17 protein-coding genes are annotated in these 18,569 nt (G+C 66.6%); 6 read left to right on the top strand and 11 right to left on the bottom strand.

Features of this window, described 5'->3' with window-relative positions; genetic code table 11:
- From AC1DJN_RS12295 to AC1DJN_RS12270, 6 genes are all read right to left on the bottom strand, one after another.
- On the bottom strand, positions 1 to 916 hold a 916-nt coding region (locus tag AC1DJN_RS12295), incomplete at its 3' end, for a sigma-54-dependent transcriptional regulator (protein ID WP_478039257.1).
- Positions 917 to 1,056: 140 nt separating this feature from the next.
- Positions 1,057 to 1,437, bottom strand: coding sequence for a PDZ domain-containing protein (locus AC1DJN_RS12290; protein ID WP_312401428.1), 381 nt, complete (start codon positions 1,435 to 1,437; stop codon positions 1,057 to 1,059).
- A gap of 1 nt (position 1,438) precedes the next feature.
- The gene (locus AC1DJN_RS12285) at positions 1,439 to 2,653 is read right to left on the bottom strand and encodes an ABC transporter permease (RefSeq protein WP_442252097.1); all 1,215 of its coding nucleotides are present in this window, start codon (positions 2,651 to 2,653) and stop codon (positions 1,439 to 1,441) included.
- 21 nt (positions 2,654 to 2,674) lie between these two features.
- Positions 2,675 to 3,979 (bottom strand): ABC transporter permease, encoded by a 1,305-nt coding sequence (locus tag AC1DJN_RS12280; RefSeq protein WP_478039256.1) that lies wholly within the window; start codon positions 3,977 to 3,979, stop codon positions 2,675 to 2,677.
- A 10-nt stretch (positions 3,980 to 3,989) separates the two neighbouring features.
- Positions 3,990 to 4,712, bottom strand: a complete 723-nt coding sequence (locus AC1DJN_RS12275) for an ABC transporter ATP-binding protein (RefSeq protein ID WP_032976565.1) — start codon at positions 4,710 to 4,712, stop codon at positions 3,990 to 3,992.
- A 31-nt stretch (positions 4,713 to 4,743) separates the two neighbouring features.
- Positions 4,744 to 6,021, bottom strand: a complete 1,278-nt coding sequence (locus tag AC1DJN_RS12270; RefSeq protein ID WP_442252098.1) for an efflux RND transporter periplasmic adaptor subunit — start codon at positions 6,019 to 6,021, stop codon at positions 4,744 to 4,746.
- Positions 6,022 to 6,235: 214 nt separating this feature from the next.
- Between AC1DJN_RS12270 and glmS the strand changes: the two genes are divergently transcribed.
- Together glmS and AC1DJN_RS12260 are read left to right on the top strand one after the other, a co-directional pair.
- A complete protein-coding gene (glmS, locus tag AC1DJN_RS12265) occupies positions 6,236 to 8,074 on the top strand; it encodes a glutamine--fructose-6-phosphate transaminase (isomerizing) (protein WP_478013655.1) in 1,839 nt (612 codons plus the stop codon).
- A 442-nt stretch (positions 8,075 to 8,516) separates the two neighbouring features.
- Positions 8,517 to 8,948 carry a CBS domain-containing protein gene (locus AC1DJN_RS12260; RefSeq protein ID WP_025877332.1) on the top strand — a complete coding sequence of 144 codons (432 nt, stop codon included), beginning with the start codon at positions 8,517 to 8,519 and terminating at the stop codon, positions 8,946 to 8,948.
- A gap of 92 nt (positions 8,949 to 9,040) precedes the next feature.
- On the opposite strand, the gene AC1DJN_RS12255 is transcribed toward AC1DJN_RS12260, so the two are convergent.
- Both AC1DJN_RS12255 and gloA read right to left on the bottom strand, forming a co-directional pair.
- Positions 9,041 to 9,469 carry a VOC family protein gene (locus tag AC1DJN_RS12255; RefSeq protein ID WP_025877330.1) on the bottom strand — a complete coding sequence of 143 codons (429 nt, stop codon included), beginning with the start codon at positions 9,467 to 9,469 and terminating at the stop codon, positions 9,041 to 9,043.
- 125 nt (positions 9,470 to 9,594) lie between these two features.
- On the bottom strand, positions 9,595 to 10,113 hold the full coding sequence (gene gloA, locus AC1DJN_RS12250) for a lactoylglutathione lyase (RefSeq protein WP_478039255.1): 519 nt from the start codon (positions 10,111 to 10,113) through the stop codon (positions 9,595 to 9,597).
- 126 nt (positions 10,114 to 10,239) lie between these two features.
- Here gloA and AC1DJN_RS12245 point away from each other — a divergent pair, with 126 nt between their 5' ends.
- Entirely contained in the window at positions 10,240 to 11,352 is a 1,113-nt protein-coding gene (locus AC1DJN_RS12245; RefSeq protein ID WP_442252101.1) for a PLP-dependent cysteine synthase family protein, read from the top strand.
- Between the two features lie 99 nt (positions 11,353 to 11,451).
- Here the strand turns inward: AC1DJN_RS12245 and AC1DJN_RS12240 are convergent, their stop codons facing one another.
- On the bottom strand, positions 11,452 to 11,856 hold the full coding sequence (locus tag AC1DJN_RS12240; protein WP_033832265.1) for a hypothetical protein: 405 nt from the start codon (positions 11,854 to 11,856) through the stop codon (positions 11,452 to 11,454).
- Positions 11,857 to 12,026: 170 nt separating this feature from the next.
- Between AC1DJN_RS12240 and AC1DJN_RS12235 the strand changes: the two genes are divergently transcribed.
- Entirely contained in the window at positions 12,027 to 14,057 is a 2,031-nt protein-coding gene (locus AC1DJN_RS12235; protein WP_442252102.1) for a M3 family metallopeptidase, read from the top strand.
- 168 nt (positions 14,058 to 14,225) lie between these two features.
- Here the strand turns inward: AC1DJN_RS12235 and AC1DJN_RS12230 are convergent, their stop codons facing one another.
- Together AC1DJN_RS12230 and AC1DJN_RS12225 are read right to left on the bottom strand one after the other, a co-directional pair.
- Positions 14,226 to 15,026: an SDR family oxidoreductase gene (locus AC1DJN_RS12230; protein WP_313116052.1), complete on the bottom strand. Its 801-nt coding sequence runs from the start codon at positions 15,024 to 15,026 to the stop codon at positions 14,226 to 14,228.
- Positions 15,023 to 15,589, bottom strand: a complete 567-nt coding sequence (locus AC1DJN_RS12225; RefSeq protein WP_025877318.1) for a DUF1415 domain-containing protein — start codon at positions 15,587 to 15,589, stop codon at positions 15,023 to 15,025. Before AC1DJN_RS12225 ends, AC1DJN_RS12230 begins: the two co-directional genes overlap by 4 nt.
- Positions 15,590 to 15,784: 195 nt before the next feature.
- Here AC1DJN_RS12225 and AC1DJN_RS12220 point away from each other — a divergent pair, with 195 nt between their 5' ends.
- Both AC1DJN_RS12220 and AC1DJN_RS12215 read left to right on the top strand, forming a co-directional pair.
- Positions 15,785 to 17,251, top strand: coding sequence for a benzaldehyde dehydrogenase (locus AC1DJN_RS12220; protein ID WP_313116054.1), 1,467 nt, complete (start codon positions 15,785 to 15,787; stop codon positions 17,249 to 17,251).
- Between the two features lie 17 nt (positions 17,252 to 17,268).
- Positions 17,269 to 18,396, top strand: coding sequence for an NAD(P)-dependent alcohol dehydrogenase (locus AC1DJN_RS12215; protein ID WP_025877316.1), 1,128 nt, complete (start codon positions 17,269 to 17,271; stop codon positions 18,394 to 18,396).
- Positions 18,397 to 18,569: the final 173 nt, after the last annotated feature.

Raw genomic sequence — 18,569 nt, 5'->3', positions numbered from 1 at the left:
TACCTTCGCGGATCATCGCCGGCAGGTCGGCATTGGTCGCGCTGACCACGCGCACCTTGACCTGGCGTTCGCGGTTGGAGCCCAGGCGTTCGAAACGTCCTGTCTCCAGCACACGCAGCAGCTTCATCTGCCCACCCAGCGACAGGTTGCCGATCTCATCCAGGAACAGCGTGCCGCCGTCGGCTGCCTCGAACTTGCCTTCGCGCGCCTTGTTGGCGCCGGTATAGGCGCCGGCCTCGGCACCGAACAGTTCGGCCTCGATCAGTTCGGAGGGCAGGGCGCCACAGTTCACCGCCACGAAGGGGCCCTTGGCCACCAGCGAGTTGGCCTGGATGATCTGCGCGATCTTCTCCTTGCCCGCGCCATTGGGGCCGGTGATCAGCACCGGCAGCTCAGAGCGCGCGACCTGGCACGCCAGGGCGATCACCCGCTCGCTGGCGGGGTCGGCGAACACTGCACCACACAATGCGTACTTGTCTTCCAGCGCATGCCGCTGGCGCTGTTCGCGCTGGCGTCGCTGGTCCAGTTCGCGCCGCGCTTCGGACAATTCCAGCAGGTTGTTGACCGTGGTCAGCAGCTTGCGGTCATCCCAGGGCTTGGCCAGGTAGTCGGCGGCACCGGCCTTGACCAGGTCCACCGCGCTGCTCAGGTGGGTCCAGGCGGTCAGCAGGATCACCGGCAGATCGGGGTGGCGTTCGCGGATCTGTGCGAACAGCGCCTCGCCTTCCTCACCGGAGGTGGTGTCCTCGCTGAAATTCATGTCCTGGATCACCAGGTCCACCGGCTGCGATTCCAGCAGCGCCAGCCCTTCGGCCGGGCTCTGCGCCAGCAGGGTGTCGATGTCATGCAGGGAGAACAGCACGTCCAGCGCGGTACCCACGCTGGCGTTGTCGTCGATGATCAGGATCGCAGGCATGGGTCGCAAAGAGGGTAGCGCCGGGCCATGCCCGGCGGGGCGGGTGCAGTTGCAGCGGCTGGAACCGCCGGGCATGGCCCGGCGCTACCGGGCCGCTCTGCAATATAGCGAAACCAGCGGTAGCGCAGGGGCGTCCCGACTCAGCGCCGTGGCGGCGGCGGTGGCGGCGGTGCTGGCGGGTTCAGCGCCGCCCGCCACGCCGACACCGCCACCGGCACGGTCAGCATCCGGCCATCGCGGCGCAGCAGCAGGTAGACGGTGGGCGTCGATGCCGCCCGTATTGCGTCGGCGAGCTGTTCGATCTGCCGCACCGGCGAGTCGTCCACGCGCAGGATGCGGTCGCCATGGCGCACGCCGAAGCGCGGCTCCGGGCTGGCCGCATCCACCCTCACCACGCCTTCGGTCGAGCGCAGCGCCAGCCGCGCATCGTCCTGTCGCCACTCCAGCGTCTGCGCGCTGCTGCTGCCGGCGAGTACCGGCAGCGGCAGGGCCAGCAACAGCACCAGCAGGCTGGCGCGCATCTCACGCCCCCCGCGTGGCGACGGCCGGGGGCACCGCAGCGGCGCGGCGGGCCGGGCCGAACACGGCGATCTGCCCCAGCAGCCACAGCAGCGCTGCGCCCAGCGGCAGGTACAGCAGCGGCATGCGCGGCAGCTCGTACATGTTCATCAGGGCCAGGTTGATGGCGTACGCCGCCAGCATGCCCAGCACGATGCCCAGCGTGGCCAGCAGGAAGTTCTCGGTCTGGAAATAGCGCAGGATCTGCCCGCGGGTGGCGCCCAATGCGCGGCGGATGCCGATCTGCTTGCTGCGCTGCTGCACCCAGAAGCTGGCCAGGCCGACGATGCCCAGGGCGGTGACCACCAACAGCGCCACGCAGACCGTCACCAGCAGCCCGACCATCGAGCGGTCGTTCTTGAAGTAGTCGGCACGCTGTTCCTGATAGGTCAGTTTCTCGCGCACCAGGCGGTTGGGATCGTTGTGGTCCAGCGCGGCCAGCGCACCCTTCAGCACTTCATCGCGGCGTTCCGGCGAAGTGCGCAGCATGTACGGGCCGCGGGTGAAGTCGGTACGCACCGGCAGCATCATCGACAGGGTGCTGTTGTCGTTGTAGTCGGTGGGGGTGGCCAGATGGGCGACCACGCCGACCACGTGCAGGGCCTGGTTGCCCATGTAGAAGGTCTTGCCCAGCGCGCTCTGGTCCGGATACATCTTGGCGGCGACCTGCTGGTTGATGATCACCGGCGCGGCGCGGTCGGGCTTGGGATTTTTCTGGGCTTCCTCATAGTCGATGTATTCACTGGGCAGGAAGTCGCGGCCGGCGACCAGCTGCAGGCCGAGCGTGGACAACGCGTTCTCGCTGAACATGTACAACGACACGAAGGCGGTCGGGCGCTCCTGGTCACGTTCGCGCGAGATGCTGGTGTTGCTCGAGTTGCGGCGGAATGGCAGCTGGTTGACCTTGGTCACGCTGGTCACGCCGGGAATCGCGCGCAGCGATGCCAGGTCTTCGTTGGTGCGGGCCATGGCGTTGGCCTGCTTGCCGATGCCGCTGACCCGGACCATGACCAGTTCGTTCTCGGCCAGGCCGCTGGGCTGGCTGATCTTTTCCACGCGCTGGGTGACCAGGAACAGGGCATTGCAGACGATGGCGCAGGTCAGGGCGATTTCCAGCACGATCAATGCGGCTGCGGTCTTGTGCCGGCGCAGGGTGCTGAGGATGGGGCGGATGTCCATGGGAAGTCCTCGTTCTGGTGCTTACTGCGACTTGAGCTGGATGGCCGGGGTGACCTGCATCGCGCGCCAGGCGGGCAGGAAGCCGGCAGCAATGCTGGCCAGCAGGGTCAGGCCGAGGGCGAGCAGCAGCATGCTGCCGTCGAGGTGGGCCAGCTTGGCGTAGTCCACCGGCTGCTGGCGCACCGCATACAGTCCCAGCAGTGCCAGGCCGATGCYGAGCACGCCACCAACCACGCCCACCGCGCCCGCCTCGACCAAGCACTGCAGGAAGATCTGCCCGCGGCTGGCACCCAGTGCGCGGCGCACGCCGATCTCACCGCTGCGGCGCAGGAACTTGGCCAGCAGCAGGCCGACCGTGTTGACCAGGCAGACACCGAGGAAACCCAGGGCCAGCCACATCTGCAGGCGTACGTCGCTGGGTACCGCGTTGTTGAAGGTCAGCCACTCCATCACGGTGCGCAGGCGCACGTTGGCCGGGCGCTCGAAACGGCCGGCAGCCCGCTGCTGGTCCGAGTAGTTCACCAGGTAGCGGCGGTAGTCCTCGGCCTTGGACGGGTCAAGCTCCACCCAGTACTGGATCCAGGTGCACGGCGCGTTGATCGAATTGCTGTCGTCATCGGGTGCGCCGTCGCGGAAGCAGTTCATGTTGCCGTTGCTGCCGAGCTTGAGGTCCATCGCGGTGGACAGCGGCATCATCAGGTCCTCTTCGCGGCCGTAGTTGCCGACGGTCAGGTCGAAGAAGTGCGGTTCCGGATTCCAGGTGTCCATCACCCCGATCACCCGCAGCGAATGGCCCTCGACCCGGATCTGGCGGCCGACACTGTCGGCGCCCTGGAACAGCTTGTCATTGATCACCTTGGACAGCACCACCACGCGGGCGCGACCGTCATCGTCGCTGGCCGTCCAGGCACGGCCATACAGCATCGGCACGTTGAACATCGGGAAGAAGTCGGCCGAGGTCCAGCGGGTGTCGATGTTGAACGGCTTCAACGTGCTGCCTTCCGGCTCGACGGTGACGGCGCCAGCACTCATCATCGCCTGGCGCTCGCCACGCTTCTCGCGCAGCAGCGTCTCTGCATCGAAGCGGGTCATCTGGGTCTCCGGCTCTTCGCCGGTCAGGTAACCCGAGCGCGGGCGCGGATCGACCTGCACGTAGAACAGGCGGTCGCTCTTGTCAGGGATCGGGTCGCCGGACAGCACGTGGAAAACGGTCAGGGTGGTCATCGAAGCACCGATGCCCAGCGCGATGGCGACCACCATCAGCGCGGTCAGTACCTTGTTGCGGCGGAAGCTGCGTACCGCCAGTCGGGCGTAGTAGGCGAACATGGTCGTGCCCTCACTCGTTGACGGCGACGATGCGACGCGGGGTGGCCAGCACCGGCTCGCGCACCAGGTCGGTGACCTGGCCGTCGACGATGTGCACGTTGCGCTGCGCGCGTGCGGCCAGTTCCGGGTCGTGGGTGACCATCACGATGGTGGTGCCGGCGGCGTTGATCTCCTCCAGCAGTTCCATCACCCCGCGCGCCATCTGCGTGTCCAGGTTGCCGGTCGGTTCGTCGGCCAGCAGCAGGCGCGGGCTGCCGGCCAGGGCACGGGCGATTGCCGCGCGCTGTTGCTGGCCGCCGGAGAGTTCGTTCGGGTAGTGCTTCATGCGCGAGCCCAGGCCGACCTGGCTCAGCGCCTTCTCGATGCGCTCGCGGCGCTCGCCGGCGCTCATCTTGCGGTAGCGCAGCGGCACGTCCACGTTGTCGAACAGGTTGAGGTCCGGAATCAGGTTGAAGCCCTGGAAGATGAAGCCGATCTTCTGGTTGCGCAGGCGGCTGCGGGCATCATCGCCGAGCTTGCTGACGTCCTGGCCATCAAGCATGTAGGTGCCGCTGGTGAAGGTTTCCAGCAGGCCGGCGATGTTGAGGAAGGTGGTCTTGCCGGAGCCGGACGGACCGGTGACGGCGACGAACTCGCCTTCCTTGACCTGCAGTTCCAGTGAACGCAGCGCGTGGGTTTCCACCTGTTCGGTACGGAAGACCTTGGCGACCGAACGCATTTCGAGCATGTACATGGGGTGTCCTCTCTCCAGGATGTATGAGTTGTCAGTTGACGGAGACGCGTTCGGCGTCCTTGAACAGGTCGCTGCCCGAGACCACGATGCGGTCCCCCGGCTGCACACCCGACTTGATTTCCACTTCGCCCAGGCTGCTGACGCCCAGTTCGATCGGACGACGCACCGCGGTGCGGCCATCCATTACGTACGCCACACCGTTGCCCTGTTCCACGAACGGGCCGCGCTCGACCTTCATGACGTTCCTGCGGGTATCCAGCAGCACCCGCACCGACATCCGCTGGCTCTGGCGCAGGCCTTCAGGCTGGGCTGCGGCAAAGCGGACGCGTGCGTTGACTTCGCCATTGACCACTTCCGGCGACACCGCACTGATCTCGCCCGGGAACGGCTGGCCATTGCCGCCGGTCAGCTGCGCCGGCATGCCGATCGCCAGATCGCGCGCGAAGCTCTCCGGCACCTTGATCTCAACTTCGAACTTGGACAGGTCGACCACGCCCAGCACCGGCGCGTTGGCGGCAAGGTTGGTGGCCTGGGTGGCCTGCACCTGGCCGACCTGGCCATCGAACGGTGCACGCAGGGTCAGTGCGTCCACCTGGCGCCGCACTTCGGCCACTACGGCCTTCTGGCGGTCGGCCAGCAAACGCTTGTTGCGTGCGTCCAGGTCCGCGCCCTGGCTCTGCAGGCGTGCATCGGTGGTGGCATTGACCAGGCTGATGTCGGCCTTCTTCAGGGTGTCCTGGGCCTTGGCCAGATCGATCTGCGGCACCGCGCCGCCATCGAAGCCGCGCTGGTAGCGCTGCAGGTCGCGGTCGGCGGCCTGTCGCTCGATGCTGGCCTGGTCGGTTTCCTTGCGCGATTTGGCCCGGGCCAGGGTGGCATCCAGGTTGGCGCGGCTGGCCTCGGCCTCCAGGCCGGCCAGGGTGGCCTCCTCCTGGGCGAGCTTGCTGCGCAGCTCGGGGCTGTCGATGATCGCCAGCTCCTGGCCCTTCTTGACCACGTCACCGGCGACCACCTTCAGGTCCACCGTGCCGGCGGAGATGGCGTACAGCACCGGGCTGTTGGCGGCGATCACGCGGCCGTCGGCGGCGATGTCGCGCACCAGGTCGCCGCGCTGCACTTCGGCGATGCGCACCCGGCTGCTGTTGAACGAGCTGCTGGCATTGGACCAGGCATGCACGGCCCAGCCGATGCCGGCCAGCAGCGCGATACCCGCCAGGGCCGGCCAGCGGTAACGGTGCCATGCGGCCTTGGGGGCACTGGCTGAAGCGGAGGAAACGATCTGGTCCTGGGCGGAGGTGTCGCGGATCATCGGGTTCGTGCCTGTCGGTGGTGCCAGAGTGGTGTCAAGGACAAAGCACACAGCGTGCCAACTTTATTTCCTTTTCCATCAATGAGTTGAACATGTGTCGCTACTGTCCGGGTGTCCGCGGACACCTTTCCGGACACTTTCATTAAGCGGACAGGAGGGGGCTGGCGGACACGCAGGCTAGAATGCGGCGACCGTCTTCAAGGAAATGCGTGACATGTGTGGAATCGTGGGTGCGATCGCCGGGCGCGACGTGGTGCCGCTGCTGATCGAAGGACTGAAGCGACTGGAATACCGCGGCTACGATTCCTCCGGCATCGCCGTGATCGATCAGGCCGAACGGCCCGAGGTGCGCCGCGTACGCCGCACCGGTCGTGTCTCGGAGATGGCCACTGCTGCCGAGGCTGAAGGCTTCAACGCCAACCTGGGTATCGGCCACACCCGCTGGGCCACCCATGGTGGTGTCACCGAGGCGAACGCGCATCCGCACATCAGCCATGGCGTGGCGCTGGTGCACAACGGCATCATCGAGAACCATGAGGAGCAGCGCGAGAAGCTGCGCGCGCTGGGCTATACCTTCGAGTCGCAGACCGACACCGAAGTGATCGCCCACCTGATCCACCACCATCTGAAGAATGGCGATGACCTGCTGGTCGCGCTGCAGCACACGGTGAAGGAACTGACCGGTGCCTATGCGCTGGCCGTGGTCAGCCGTGCCGAGCCGGAACGCTTCGTCTGCGCCCGCATGGGCTGCCCGCTGCTGGTCGGGCTGGGCGAGGGCGAGAACTTCGTGGCGTCCGATGTGTCGGCCGTGCTGTCGGCCACGCGCAAGGTGATCTTCCTGGAAGAGGGTGACACCGCCGAGATCCGCCGGGATGGCGTGAGCATCTTCGATGGCAACGATCAGCCGATCGAGCGCGATGTACATCTCTCCGATGTCTCGCTGGCATCGCTGGAGCTGGGCCCGTACCGCCACTTCATGCAGAAGGAGATCCACGAGCAGCCGCGTGCGCTGGGCGACACCATCGAAGCGGCGATCGACGCTGGTGGCTTCCCGGCCGAACTGTTCGGCAAGAATGCCGAAGCGGTGCTGTCGGGAATCGAGGGCGTGCAGATCCTGGCCTGTGGTACCAGTTACTACTCGGGCCTGACCGCGCGCTACTGGATCGAGGCCATCGCCGGCCTGCCGTGCAGCGTGGAGATCGCCAGCGAATACCGCTATCGCGCCGCGTATGCCAATCCCAAGCACCTGATCGTGACCATCTCCCAGTCCGGCGAAACGCTGGATACGATGGAAGCGCTGAAGTACGCCAAATCGCTGGGACACACGCACACGCTGTCGATCTGCAACGTGCCGGAAAGCGCGATTCCGCGCGCCAGCGAACTGGTCTGCTACACCCGTGCCGGCGCCGAGATCGGCGTGGCCTCGACCAAGGCGTTCACCACCCAGCTGGCCGCGCTGTTCCAGCTGACCGTGGTGCTGGGCAAGCTGCATGGCCGCGTTGATGCCGCACAGGAAGCGGACTACCTGGAGCAGCTGCGTTTCCTGCCGGGCAGCGTGCAGCATGCGTTGAACATGGAACCGCAGATCGCCGCATGGGCCGAGCGTTTCGCACGCAAGAGCAGTGCGCTGTTCCTCGGCCGTGGCCTGCACTATCCGATCGCCCTGGAAGGCGCGCTCAAGCTGAAGGAAATCTCGTACATCCACGCCGAGGCCTACCCGGCCGGCGAGCTCAAGCACGGGCCGCTGGCGCTGGTGGACGAGGACATGCCGGTGGTGGTGATCGCACCCAACGACAGCCTGCTGGAGAAGGTCAAGTCCAACATGCAGGAAGTGCGCGCGCGTGGCGGCGAGCTGTTCGTGTTCGCCGACCAGGACAGCAACTTCAACGCGTCCGAAGGCGTGCACGTGATCCGCACCCCGCGCCATGCCGGCGTGCTCAGCCCGGTGGTGCACACCATCCCGGTGCAGCTGCTGGCGTACCACACCGCGCTGGCGCGCGGCACCGACGTGGACAAGCCGCGTAACCTGGCCAAGAGCGTTACGGTGGAGTAACACTCGGATCCATTGGATGCTGCATGCGAAAGGGGCCCACGTGGCCCCTTTTGTTTACGACGCTGGCGCTGCCAAGTGGGACAGCTGCCGGGTTTTCTGTCCGCAGTCGGCAGCAGGCAATCAATCTTTAATGCGCGACATCGCCTGTATTCAGCGGCGGTTTCAGCCGCGGTGCCATTCTCTGGATCGTCAGTTGGTTCCTACGACGAACTGTCCCATCGATGCCGCTAGTGACCGATGGTCGCAGTCGTAGAATCGAGTTGACCGAGAGCCGGGTTGAGCCGTTGAACCCCCTCGTTCGTGTTGCAGCACGACGTCTGCCGATCCATTCCAAGCGGCAGGTGGGTGCGCCAGACGTGCACTGAAAGGTCTGTTCCCGGGGAGGGGGCGAATCGGCAGAGCACACTTTTTTGACTTGAGTGACCTGCACCAGGAAACAAGAATGAACGTCCGCGAGCTCCTGCAATCCAAGAAAGAAGCTGTCATCACCATCGACACGGAAGACACGATCGGTGCCGCCGCGCACAAGATGAGCGCGAATAAAATCGCCGCACTGGTAGTGATGAAGGATGATGCGCCGGTCGGCATCATTTCCGAAAAGGACATCGTCCGCAGCCTGGCCGATGATGGCCCGCAGGCCGGTCGCCGGGTGATTTCCAGCCTGCCGTCCACCGGCCTGGAAGGCATTGCGCCGGATGCCACGTTGAAGCAGGCCATGTCCCTGATGACCTACTCGCGTCGCCGCCACCTGATGGTCACCGACGGCAGCAAGCTGGTCGGCATCCTCAGCCTGGGTGACATCGTGAAGAACCTGCTGGGCGAGCTGGAGCTGGAAAAGGCCGTGTTGCAGGACATCTACATGGCGGCCCACTGAGGCCTGCGCTGTGTGATGAAACGAAGCCGGGCATTGCCCGGCTTCTTCGTAGGTAGCGCCGGGCCATGCCCGGCGAGCGCGTAGCGCAGGAATCAGAAGCTGACCTTCACCGAATCGGCGCTGTAGTTCGCCGGGCCGTGGTAGACGACCTCGATGTTGTTGCCATCCGGATCGAGCACGAAGGCGCCGTAGTAGCCGGGATGGTACGGGCGCTCGCCGGGCGCGCCGTTGTCCTTGCCGCCAGCCGCCAGCGCAGCGCTGTGGAAAGCATCGACGGTGGCGGTATCGCGTGCCTGGAACGCCAGATGGTGGCGACCGGTCAACTGGCCGGCAGCGGCCTCGCTGCTGGCGCTGGAAATGAACAGTTCGTCGGCCCAGAAGTAGTCATCGCCTTCGCCGGCCACCGGGATGCCGATCGTGTCGAACACCGCCTGGTAGAAGCGGCGGCTGGCGGCCAGATCGCGTACGACCAGCTGGATGTGGTCGATCAATCGCCCACGGTGCAGTTCCATCGTTTCCATACGAACCTCGCAAAAAAGGGGGACGGAGTCGGTAGCGCCGGGCCGGGCCCGGCGAGCGCGCAGCGCGGCCTGCTCAAGGCCGCCGGGCATGGCCCGGCGCTACCGGAATTGTGCCCCTTTCTGGGTCAGGCGTTGGCGATGATCTCGACCCAGTAGCCGTCCGGGTCCTTGATGAAGGCCAGGTTCTTCATGCGGCCGTCGGTCAGGCGCTTCTGGAAGGTGACGCCCAGGTCTTCGAAACGCTGGCAGGCCGCTTCGATGTCCGGCACCGACACGCAGATGTGGCCGAAGCCGCGCGGSTCGCYGTTGCCGTCGTGGTAGACGGCGCCTTCCTGGTTCTCGGTGCCATGGTTGTGGGTCAGTTCCAGCACGCCCGGCAGGCCGGCCATCCACAGGCGGCGGGTGTTGTCATCTTCCGGCACCATGGTGCCGGCCGGTACGTAGGCCAGGAAGTACAGGCTGAACTGGGCTTCGGCAAAGTCGCGCTTGTCGATCAGCTGGTAGCCCAGCACGCGGGTGTAGAAGTCCAGCGAGGCGGTGGCGTCCTTGACCCGCAGCATGGTGTGGTTGAAGACGAAGCCGGTGGTCTCGGCCGGGGCCTGGGCGGCGACGCCGGGGACATCGCGCAGGGCGGGAATGGTCATGGGGGAGGTCCTTCAGACAGGGCCGTTGCCGGCCGGATGGGTGTCATTCTACGGGCCGGCAGCTGACGGCACCGCGACGTACAATGGCCGGATCGCACCGTTCCGTCCTGATGACCATTGCCCGCCATGTCGCAGCGTGAATGGGTGGCCGCCGCCATCCGCAAGATCGAAGCCGATTTCAACCGTTCCGCCGATACCCACCTGATCCCGCTGGCGCTGCCCGGGTTCGAGTGCATCGAGGTGTACCTGAAGGATGAATCGAGCCATCCCACCGGCAGCCTCAAGCACCGGCTGGCGCGTTCGCTGTTCCTGTATGCGCTGGCCAACGGCTGGCTGCGTGAAGGGCGGCCGGTGATCGAGGCCTCCAGCGGCTCCACCGCCGTTTCCGAGGCCTACTTCGCGCGCCTGCTCGGCCTGCCGTTCATCGCAGTGATGCCGGCCACGACGTCGCCGGAGAAGATTGCCGCGATCGAGTTCCACGGTGGCCGCTGCCATCTGGTCGAGCGCGCCTGCGACCTCAACTGCGATTCGGAAAAGCTGGCCCGCGAAACCGGCGGCCACTTCATGGACCAGTTCACCTATGCCGAGCGCGCCACCGACTGGCGTGCCAACAACAACATCGCCGAATCGATCTTCAAGCAGATGGCCGAGGAGCCCAGCCCGATTCCGGACTGGATCGTGTGCAGCCCCGGCACCGGCGGTACCGCAGCAACGCTCGGGCGCTACGTCAGCTATCGCCGGCATGACACCCGCATCCTGTGTGCGGACCCGGAAGTCTCGGTGTTCTACGATGGCTACCAGGCTGCACTGGCCGGCGGCAACGAGTGGCGCGGCATGACCTGCAACGGCGGCTCGCGGGTGGAAGGCATCGGCCGGCCGCGGGTGGAGTCCAGCTTCATCCCGACCAGTGTCGATGCCATGGTGAAGGTGCCCGACGCCTTGAGCCTGGCTGCGATGCGTCATGTCAGCCGCCAGCTGGGGCGCCGCGTCGGTGGCTCTACCGGCACCAACTTCATAGGCGTGCTGCAGGCCGCGCAGTGGATGCGCGAGGCCGGCCGCCAGGGCAGCATCGTCAGCATCCTGTGCGACAGCGGTGATCGCTACGCGCACAGCTATTACGACCCGGCCTGGTATGTGCGGCAGGGAATCGATGTGGACGCTGCCGACGCGCAGGTAGCGGCGGCGGTGGCCGGGCAGGGCCTGCCTGGATTGCCGTGGTGCAGTCTGGAAGCGCTGTAAGCCCGTCAGGCATCCGCCGGGCATGGCCCGGCGCTACCACAGGACAGGTCGGCAGCGCCGGGCCATGCCCGGCGAGCGCAGCGGCGCATTGGATCGCGCTCAATACCCCGCGGCCATGAAGGCCTCCAGTACCGCATCGCGCAGCGCGTCGGGCAGGGCCTCGATCTCCACGGCGCGGTCGTCCAGGTGCAGACGTGGGTCCAGGCTGCTGGCCCGGCCCTGGGCCAGGGCCTGCAGCCACAGCAGCACGCAGATGACGAATTCGCGCTCGTGGCCCAGCCGCACCTGGCTGGCACCGCGCTCGATCACTTCGAACGGATACCATTCCTGCTCATCGCTGAACCTGCCGCCCTGGCGCTGCAGTGCCTGCAACTGCTGCAGGTGGCGCGGCGCATCATCGCCCGCATCGCACAGCGCGGCGATCCAGGCCAGTTCAGTCGGGCTGGCCGACAGCGCCAGCGTTGGTGAACGTACTGCGGATGGAGCTGGAGCCAGACCTTCCATGTGGGGCCTCCTCGACACGTTCCGCTGCGGTCTCCCCCGCGCTGCAAGCTTCAGCCGGCGGCCGTAAGGCCGACGTGAACAATGGCCCGCCGCCCCTTGTCTGCCGGCCCGGCCAGCGCCATATCGATCTGGCTGCCCGCGCTGCCGGGCCCGTACTCTGGAGACCTGCCGTGACCGTTGCCAACCCCCTGCTCGATTTTTCCGGCCTGCCGCGCTTCGAGGCGATCCGCCCCGAGCATGTGGCGCCGGCGCTGGACGTGCTGCTGGCGCAGGCCGAAGCGGCGGTCAGCGCTGCCGAGCAGGTGCAGCCGGTAACCTGGCAGACCTTCGTCACCCCGCTGGACGACGCCACCGAACGCCTGTGGCGCGCCTGGGGCCTGGTGGGCCACCTGCAGGGCGTGGTCAACACGCCGGAACTGCGTGAGGCCTACAACAGCAACCTGCCGCGGGTGACCCGCTTTGCCAGTGCGCTGGGCCAGAACCTGACGCTGTACCGCCAGTACCAGGCGCTGGCGGCCAGCACCGAAGCGGCCGGTTTTGATGAGGCGCGCCGCAAGGTGCTGGACAACACCCTGCGTGATTTCCGCCTCGGCGGTGCTGAACTGGATGCGGACGCGCAGCAGCGTTTTTCCGCCATCAAGGAGGAACTGTCGGCGCTGTCGGCGAAGTTCTCGCAGAACGTGCTCGACGCCACCGATGCGTGGTCGCTGATCGTCGAAGACCCGGCGCGCCTGGCCGGCGTGCCGGACGATGTGAAGGCTGCTGCACGCGCCGCTGCGGAAAAAGACGGCAAGGCAGGCTGGAAGCTGACCCTGCAGATGCCGTGCTACCTGCCGGTGCAGACCTGGGGCGAGGACCGCGACCTGCGCGAGATCCTGTACCGCGCCAGCGCGCAACGCGCCTCCGAGTTCGGCGACGATGCGCTGGACAACGGCGGCAACATCGATCGCATCCTTGCACTGCGTGCCGAGCTGGCCGCGCTGCTGGGCTTTGATTCCTACGCCGACTATTCGGTGGCCACCAAGATGGCCAGCGACCCCGCCGAAGTGCTGGGCTTCCTGCGTGACCTGGCCGCGCGCGCCAAGCCGTTCGCGGCCAAGGACCGCGCCGAGCTGGAGCAGTTCGCCCGCGAGCATCTCGGTATCGACAGCCTGCAGGCCTGGGATCTGGCGTTCGCCGCCGACCGCCTGAAGCAGGCGCGTTACAGCTACTCCGAGCAGGAAGTGAAGCAGTATTTCACCGAACCGAAGGTACTCGGCGGCCTGTTCTCGGTGATCGAGCAGCTGTACGCCCTGCGCGTGCAGGAAGACAGCGCGCCGGTCTGGCATGAGGACGTGCGCTTCTTCCGCCTGGTGGATGCGCAGGGCGCCCTGGTGGGCCAGTTCTACCTGGACCTGTACGCCCGCGAGGGCAAGCGTGGCGGCGCGTGGATGGATGACTGCCGCAACCGCCGCGAGCGCGCCGATGGCAGCGTACAGACGCCGCTGGTGTACCTGGTGTGCAACTTCGGCCGTGGTGCCGATGGCAAGCCGGCAACCTTCAGCCACAATGAAGTGACCACGCTGTTCCATGAAATGGGCCATGGCCTGCATCAGCTGCTGACCCGCATCGGCGAACTGGGCGTGGCCGGCATCAACGGCGTGGAGTGGGATGCGGTGGAGCTGCCCAGCCAGTTCATGGAGAACTTCTGCTGGGAATGGGACCACCTTCAGGGCATGACCGCGCATGTGGAAACCGGCGAGCCGCTGCCGCGCGCGCTGTACGAGCGCATGCTGGCCGCACGCAACTTCCACAGCGGCATGGCCACCGTGCGCCAGTTGGAATTCGGTCTGTTCGACATGCTGCTGCACAGCCAGTTCGAGGCGGCGCAGGACAGCGTGCTGGCACTGCTTGAGCGGGTGCGTGCGGAAGTGGCGGTGAACCATCCGCCGAGCTGGAATCGCTTCCCGCACCAGTTCAGCCATATCTTCGCCGGAGGCTATGCCGCCGGTTACTACAGCTACAAGTGGGCCGAAGTATTGAGCGCCGATGCCTACGCCGCGTTCGAGGAAGCGCCGCAGGCGCTGGCCGCGACCGGCGCGCGTTTCCGCGACGAGGTGCTGTCGCGCGGCGGCAGTCGCCCGGCTGCCGAGAACTTCAAGGCCTTCCGCGGCCGTGCGCCGCAGATCGACGCGCTGCTGCGCCATTCGGGCATGGCGTAAGCAGGTTGCCGCCATCCACGCATGGCGTGGAGCTACCGGAATGCTCCGGCATGGCGTAAACGCAAAAAAGGGCAGCGCTCCGGTAGCGCCGGGCCATGCCCGGCGAGCACGTAGCGCGGTGTAGGAAAGCCGCCGGGCATGGCCCGGCGCTACCGGGGCGTCCCGCTTTCAATCGGCGTAGATCATCTTCCGGGTCATGCCGCCGTCGACGATGAAGTCCTGGCCGGTGCTGAAGCCGGACAACGAGGAAAGCAGGTACACCGCCAGTGCGCCGATGTCCTCGGGTTCGCCGACGCGGCCAACCGGATGCTGGGCGTGGTCGGTGGCCGAGTACTGCGGCACGTGCCGGCGTGACGGCGCCTGCCAGGCATCGGTGCTGATCCAGCCGGGGCTGATGCTGTTCACCCGCACCGCCGGTCCCGCACTGATGGCCAGAGCGTGGGTGAAGGCCACCAGCCCGCCCTTGGCCGCAGCGTAGGCTTCGCTGTGGGCCTCGGACTGCCAGGCGCGCGTCGATGCGATGTTGATGATCGCGCCTGCGTCGGCCGACAACGCCGGCAATGCGTGCTTGCTGCACAGGAACGCGCCATGCAGCGATGACAGCCGGCGCTGCCATTCTTCCCAGTCCATGTCCTGCAGCAGGGTGCCGTGCGGCCCGGCGATGCCGGCATTGTTGACCAGGCCGTCGATGCGCCCGAAGCGTTGCAGGGCCGCCGCGATGAAGTCGCGCACGCTGCTTTCGTCGGTGATGTCCAGCCGCTGGAACGCGGCATCATCGCTGCGCTGCCATTCGGCCAGGCAGGCCTGGCCCGCCTCTACGTCCAGATCGCCGATCAGCACACGGCCGCCGGCACCGAGCACCGCCTGGGCGATGCCGCGGCCGATGCCGTTGGCACCGCCGGTGACCAGCACCACCCTGCCGTGCAGCGGCGCAGTCGGCCAGGTGGCAATCGGCGGCACCGTGCTCATGACAGGTCGTCGCCGCGCAGGCGACGGTGCCAGCCCTCGACACCGATCCGGTCCAGGGTCTGGATGTTGCGCTCGACGATCACGTCCGGGTCCGGGTAGACATCCACCGCGCGTGCCACGCTGTCTTCGCGCAGCAGGTGCAGGGTGGGGTAGGGCGCGCGGTTGGTGTAGTTGCTGGCGTCATCGGCGGCGACGCCATCGAACTGGTAGTCCGGATGGAAGCTGGCCACCTGCAGGATGCCCTGCAGGTCCAGCGCCTCGATCGCCGCATCGGCGTTGTCGAGGAAGTCGTTGTAGTCGAGGAAGTCGGTCAGTACCTGCGGATGCACGATCAGGGTGGTATCGATCTGCTCGGCCGGCGTGTCGCGCAGCAGCACCAGTTCTTCGGCCAGTTCTTCCACCAGGGCTTCGGGTGTGGTCGCGTCGCTCAGCACGATGCGGACCTGGTCCTTCACGTACACCGCCTTGGCGAACGGGCACAGGTTCAGGCCGATGACGATGCGCTCCAGCCACAGGCGGGTGGCGGCGATCGGGTCATCGGTGGGCAGGGGGGTGTCGGTCATGGCGGGCGCATCGGCTGGCGGGGGTGGCCATTGTAGGCGGGCCGCTGCAGGGGCGCCGTTCACTGTGCAGGAACTGGACAACGGCGATGCYGGAAATTCCCATTGATTCAATCCCTTGCCGACATCACGCCAATGGCCGATTGCCGACGCTGCGGGCCAGGCGTGCAATGGCGGCACGACACAGGAGGACTTTTCATGACTGCATCTTCCCCATGGCTGCCGGACGCACTCTGGTCAGGCGCCTTCTTCGACGGTCAATGGAGCGCCGCTGCACAGCGCCAGCCGGTGATCGAGCCCGCCACCGGGCACTCGCTTGGCGAAATCGGCCTGGCCGATGCGGCGCAGGTCGCACGTTCGGCGGCCGCTGCGGCGCAGGCGCAACAGGCATGGGCGGCAGCGCCGTACGAACAGCGCGCCGAGGTGCTGCGCAAGGCTGCACGCCTGGCCGAAGAAAACATCGATACGCTGATCGACTGGCTGGTCCGTGAAAGTGGCTCCACCCGCCTGAAGGCCGGTTTCGAGGCCAAGGTGACCATCAAGGCGCTGCATGAGGCCGCCGCGCTCCCTTCGCGCAGCGTGGGTGAGATCCTGCCGTCCGAACCTGGGCGGCTGAACCTGGCGCGGCGCCGTCCGCTGGGTGTGGTGGGGGTGATCTCTCCGTTCAATTTCCCGCTGTACCTGGCGATGCGCGCGGTGGCGCCGGCGATCGCGCTCGGCAATGCCGTGGTGCTCAAGCCGGACCCGCGCACGGCGGTGTGTGGTGGTGCGGTGATCGCACGCCTGTTCGAGCAGGCTGGTCTTCCGCAGGGTGTGCTGCAGATGTTGCCCGGCGACGGCGCCGCCGGTGCCGCGCTGACCAGCGACCCGCATGTGGCGATGATCCAGTTCACCGGCTCGACGGCGGCCGGACGCAAGGTTGGCGAAGCCGCCGGCAAGCACCTGAAAAAGGTGTCGCTGGAGCTGGGCGGCAAGAACGCGCTGATCATCCTTGACGATGCGGATCTCGACCTGGCCGTGGCCAACACCGCCTGGGGCGTGTACCTGCACCAGGGCCAGATCTGCATGGCCACCGGCCGTGTGCTGGTACAGCGCGGCATCCACCAGGCCTTCCTGCAGAAGCTGGTGGCCAAGGCGAAGTCGCTGAAGGTGGGTGACCCGGCACGCGAGGATGTTGCGCTGGGTCCACTGATCAATGCCGCGCAACGCGACCATGCAGCGCGTGTGGTCGACGACGCGGTGAAGGCGGGTGCCACGCTTGAAACCGGCGGCACCCACCAGGACCTGTTCTTCGCACCCACCGTGCTCGGCAACGTCAGTGTCGACAATCCGGCGTTCAACGAAGAGATCTTCGCGCCAGTAGCGGTGGTGGTGCCGTTCGATGACGACGACGAAGCCGTGCGCCTGGCCAATGACAGCGAGTACGGCCTGTCGATGGCGATCGTCTCCCGCAATGTCGGCCGCGCGCTGAAGCTGGGCGAGCGCCTGCGCACCGGTCTGCTGCACATCAACGACCAGACCGTGAACGACGAGGTCATCAATCCCTTCGGTGGGGTAGGGGCGTCCGGCAACGGCACCAGCATCGGCGGCCCGTCCAACGTGGAGGAATTCACCCAGTGGCAATGGATGACGGTCAAGGGCGAAGCCCCGGCCTATCCCATCTGATCGAGGAGAACGCAACGATGAGCAGCAACAGTGGATCGCGTGACATCACCGCAGCGGTGGTGCGCGGCAAGGAACAGCCCTTTGTCATCGAGCAGGCGCGCCTGCGCGGCCCGCAGGACGACGAAGTGCTGGTGAAGATCGTAGCGACCGGCCTGTGCCATACCGATCTGATCGTGCGTGACCAGTACTATCCGGTGCCGCTGCCGGCGGTGCTGGGCCATGAGGGTGCGGGCATCGTCGAGGCGGTCGGCCCCAACGTGCGCGAACTGAAGGCCGGCGACCATGTCGTGCTGACCTACGGCCAATGCGGCCACTGCAATCCCTGTCGTGGTGGCCACGGTGCGTACTGCCGCGATTTCTTCGCGCTGAATTTCGGTGGTGATGATGGCCACGGCCATACCGCCATCACCGATGCACAGGGCCAACCGCTGCACGATCACTTCTTTGCACAGTCGTCGTTCGCCACGTTTGCGCTGGCGCGCGAGATCAATGCGATCAAGGTGCCTGACGATGCGCCGCTGGAGCTGCTCGGCCCGCTGGGCTGCGGCATCCAGACCGGTGCCGGTGCGGTGCTCAACTCGCTGCAGGTGCGATCGGGCAGCAGCTTCGCCAGCTATGGCGCCGGTGCGGTCGGCCTGAGCGCGGTGATGGCGGCCAAGGTGGCCGGGGCCACCACCATCATCGCCATCGACGTGGTGCCCTCGCGGTTGCAGCTGGCCATGGAGCTGGGCGCCACCCATGTGGTCAACAGCCGCGAGACCGACGTGATCGAGGCGGTGCGCGCGATCACCGGGGGTGGCGCCGATTTCGCGCTGGAATCGACCGGGCGCCCGGAAGTGCTGTCGGCCGGCATCGAAGCGCTCGGCGGGCTTGGCATGATGGGCGTGGTCGGTGCGCCGAAGYTGGGCACCACTGCCAGTTTCGATGTGAACAACCTGCTGCTGGGTGGCCGCAGCATCCGTGGCATTGTCGAGGGTGACAGCGTGCCGCAGGTGTTCATTCCGCAGCTGGTGACGCTGTACCAGCAGGGGCGCTTCCCGTTCGACAGGCTGGTGAAGTTCTATCCGCTGGAGCAGATCAACCAGGCGGCCGAGGACAGCACGCGGGGGATTACGCTGAAGCCGATTCTGCGGATCGCGGCGTGAGGTGAGGGTGGGGTGGGTTTGCAGGGCTGCGCCCTGCACCTGCCGAATCAACGGCAACGGCAACGGCAACGGCAACGGCAACGGCAAAAGCGGGCATTCCGTGGGATGGCGGGGTGGGTCCGGTTGCGGGGGACGCTGCAAGTACGTCCATGTAAGCTCGCCATGTAAGCTCG

Source organism: Stenotrophomonas sp. 05L414_2 (assembly GCF_056397905.1).
The sequence above is the reverse complement of the archived record's forward strand: the minus strand, read 5'-3'. Positions and strand labels throughout refer to the sequence as shown.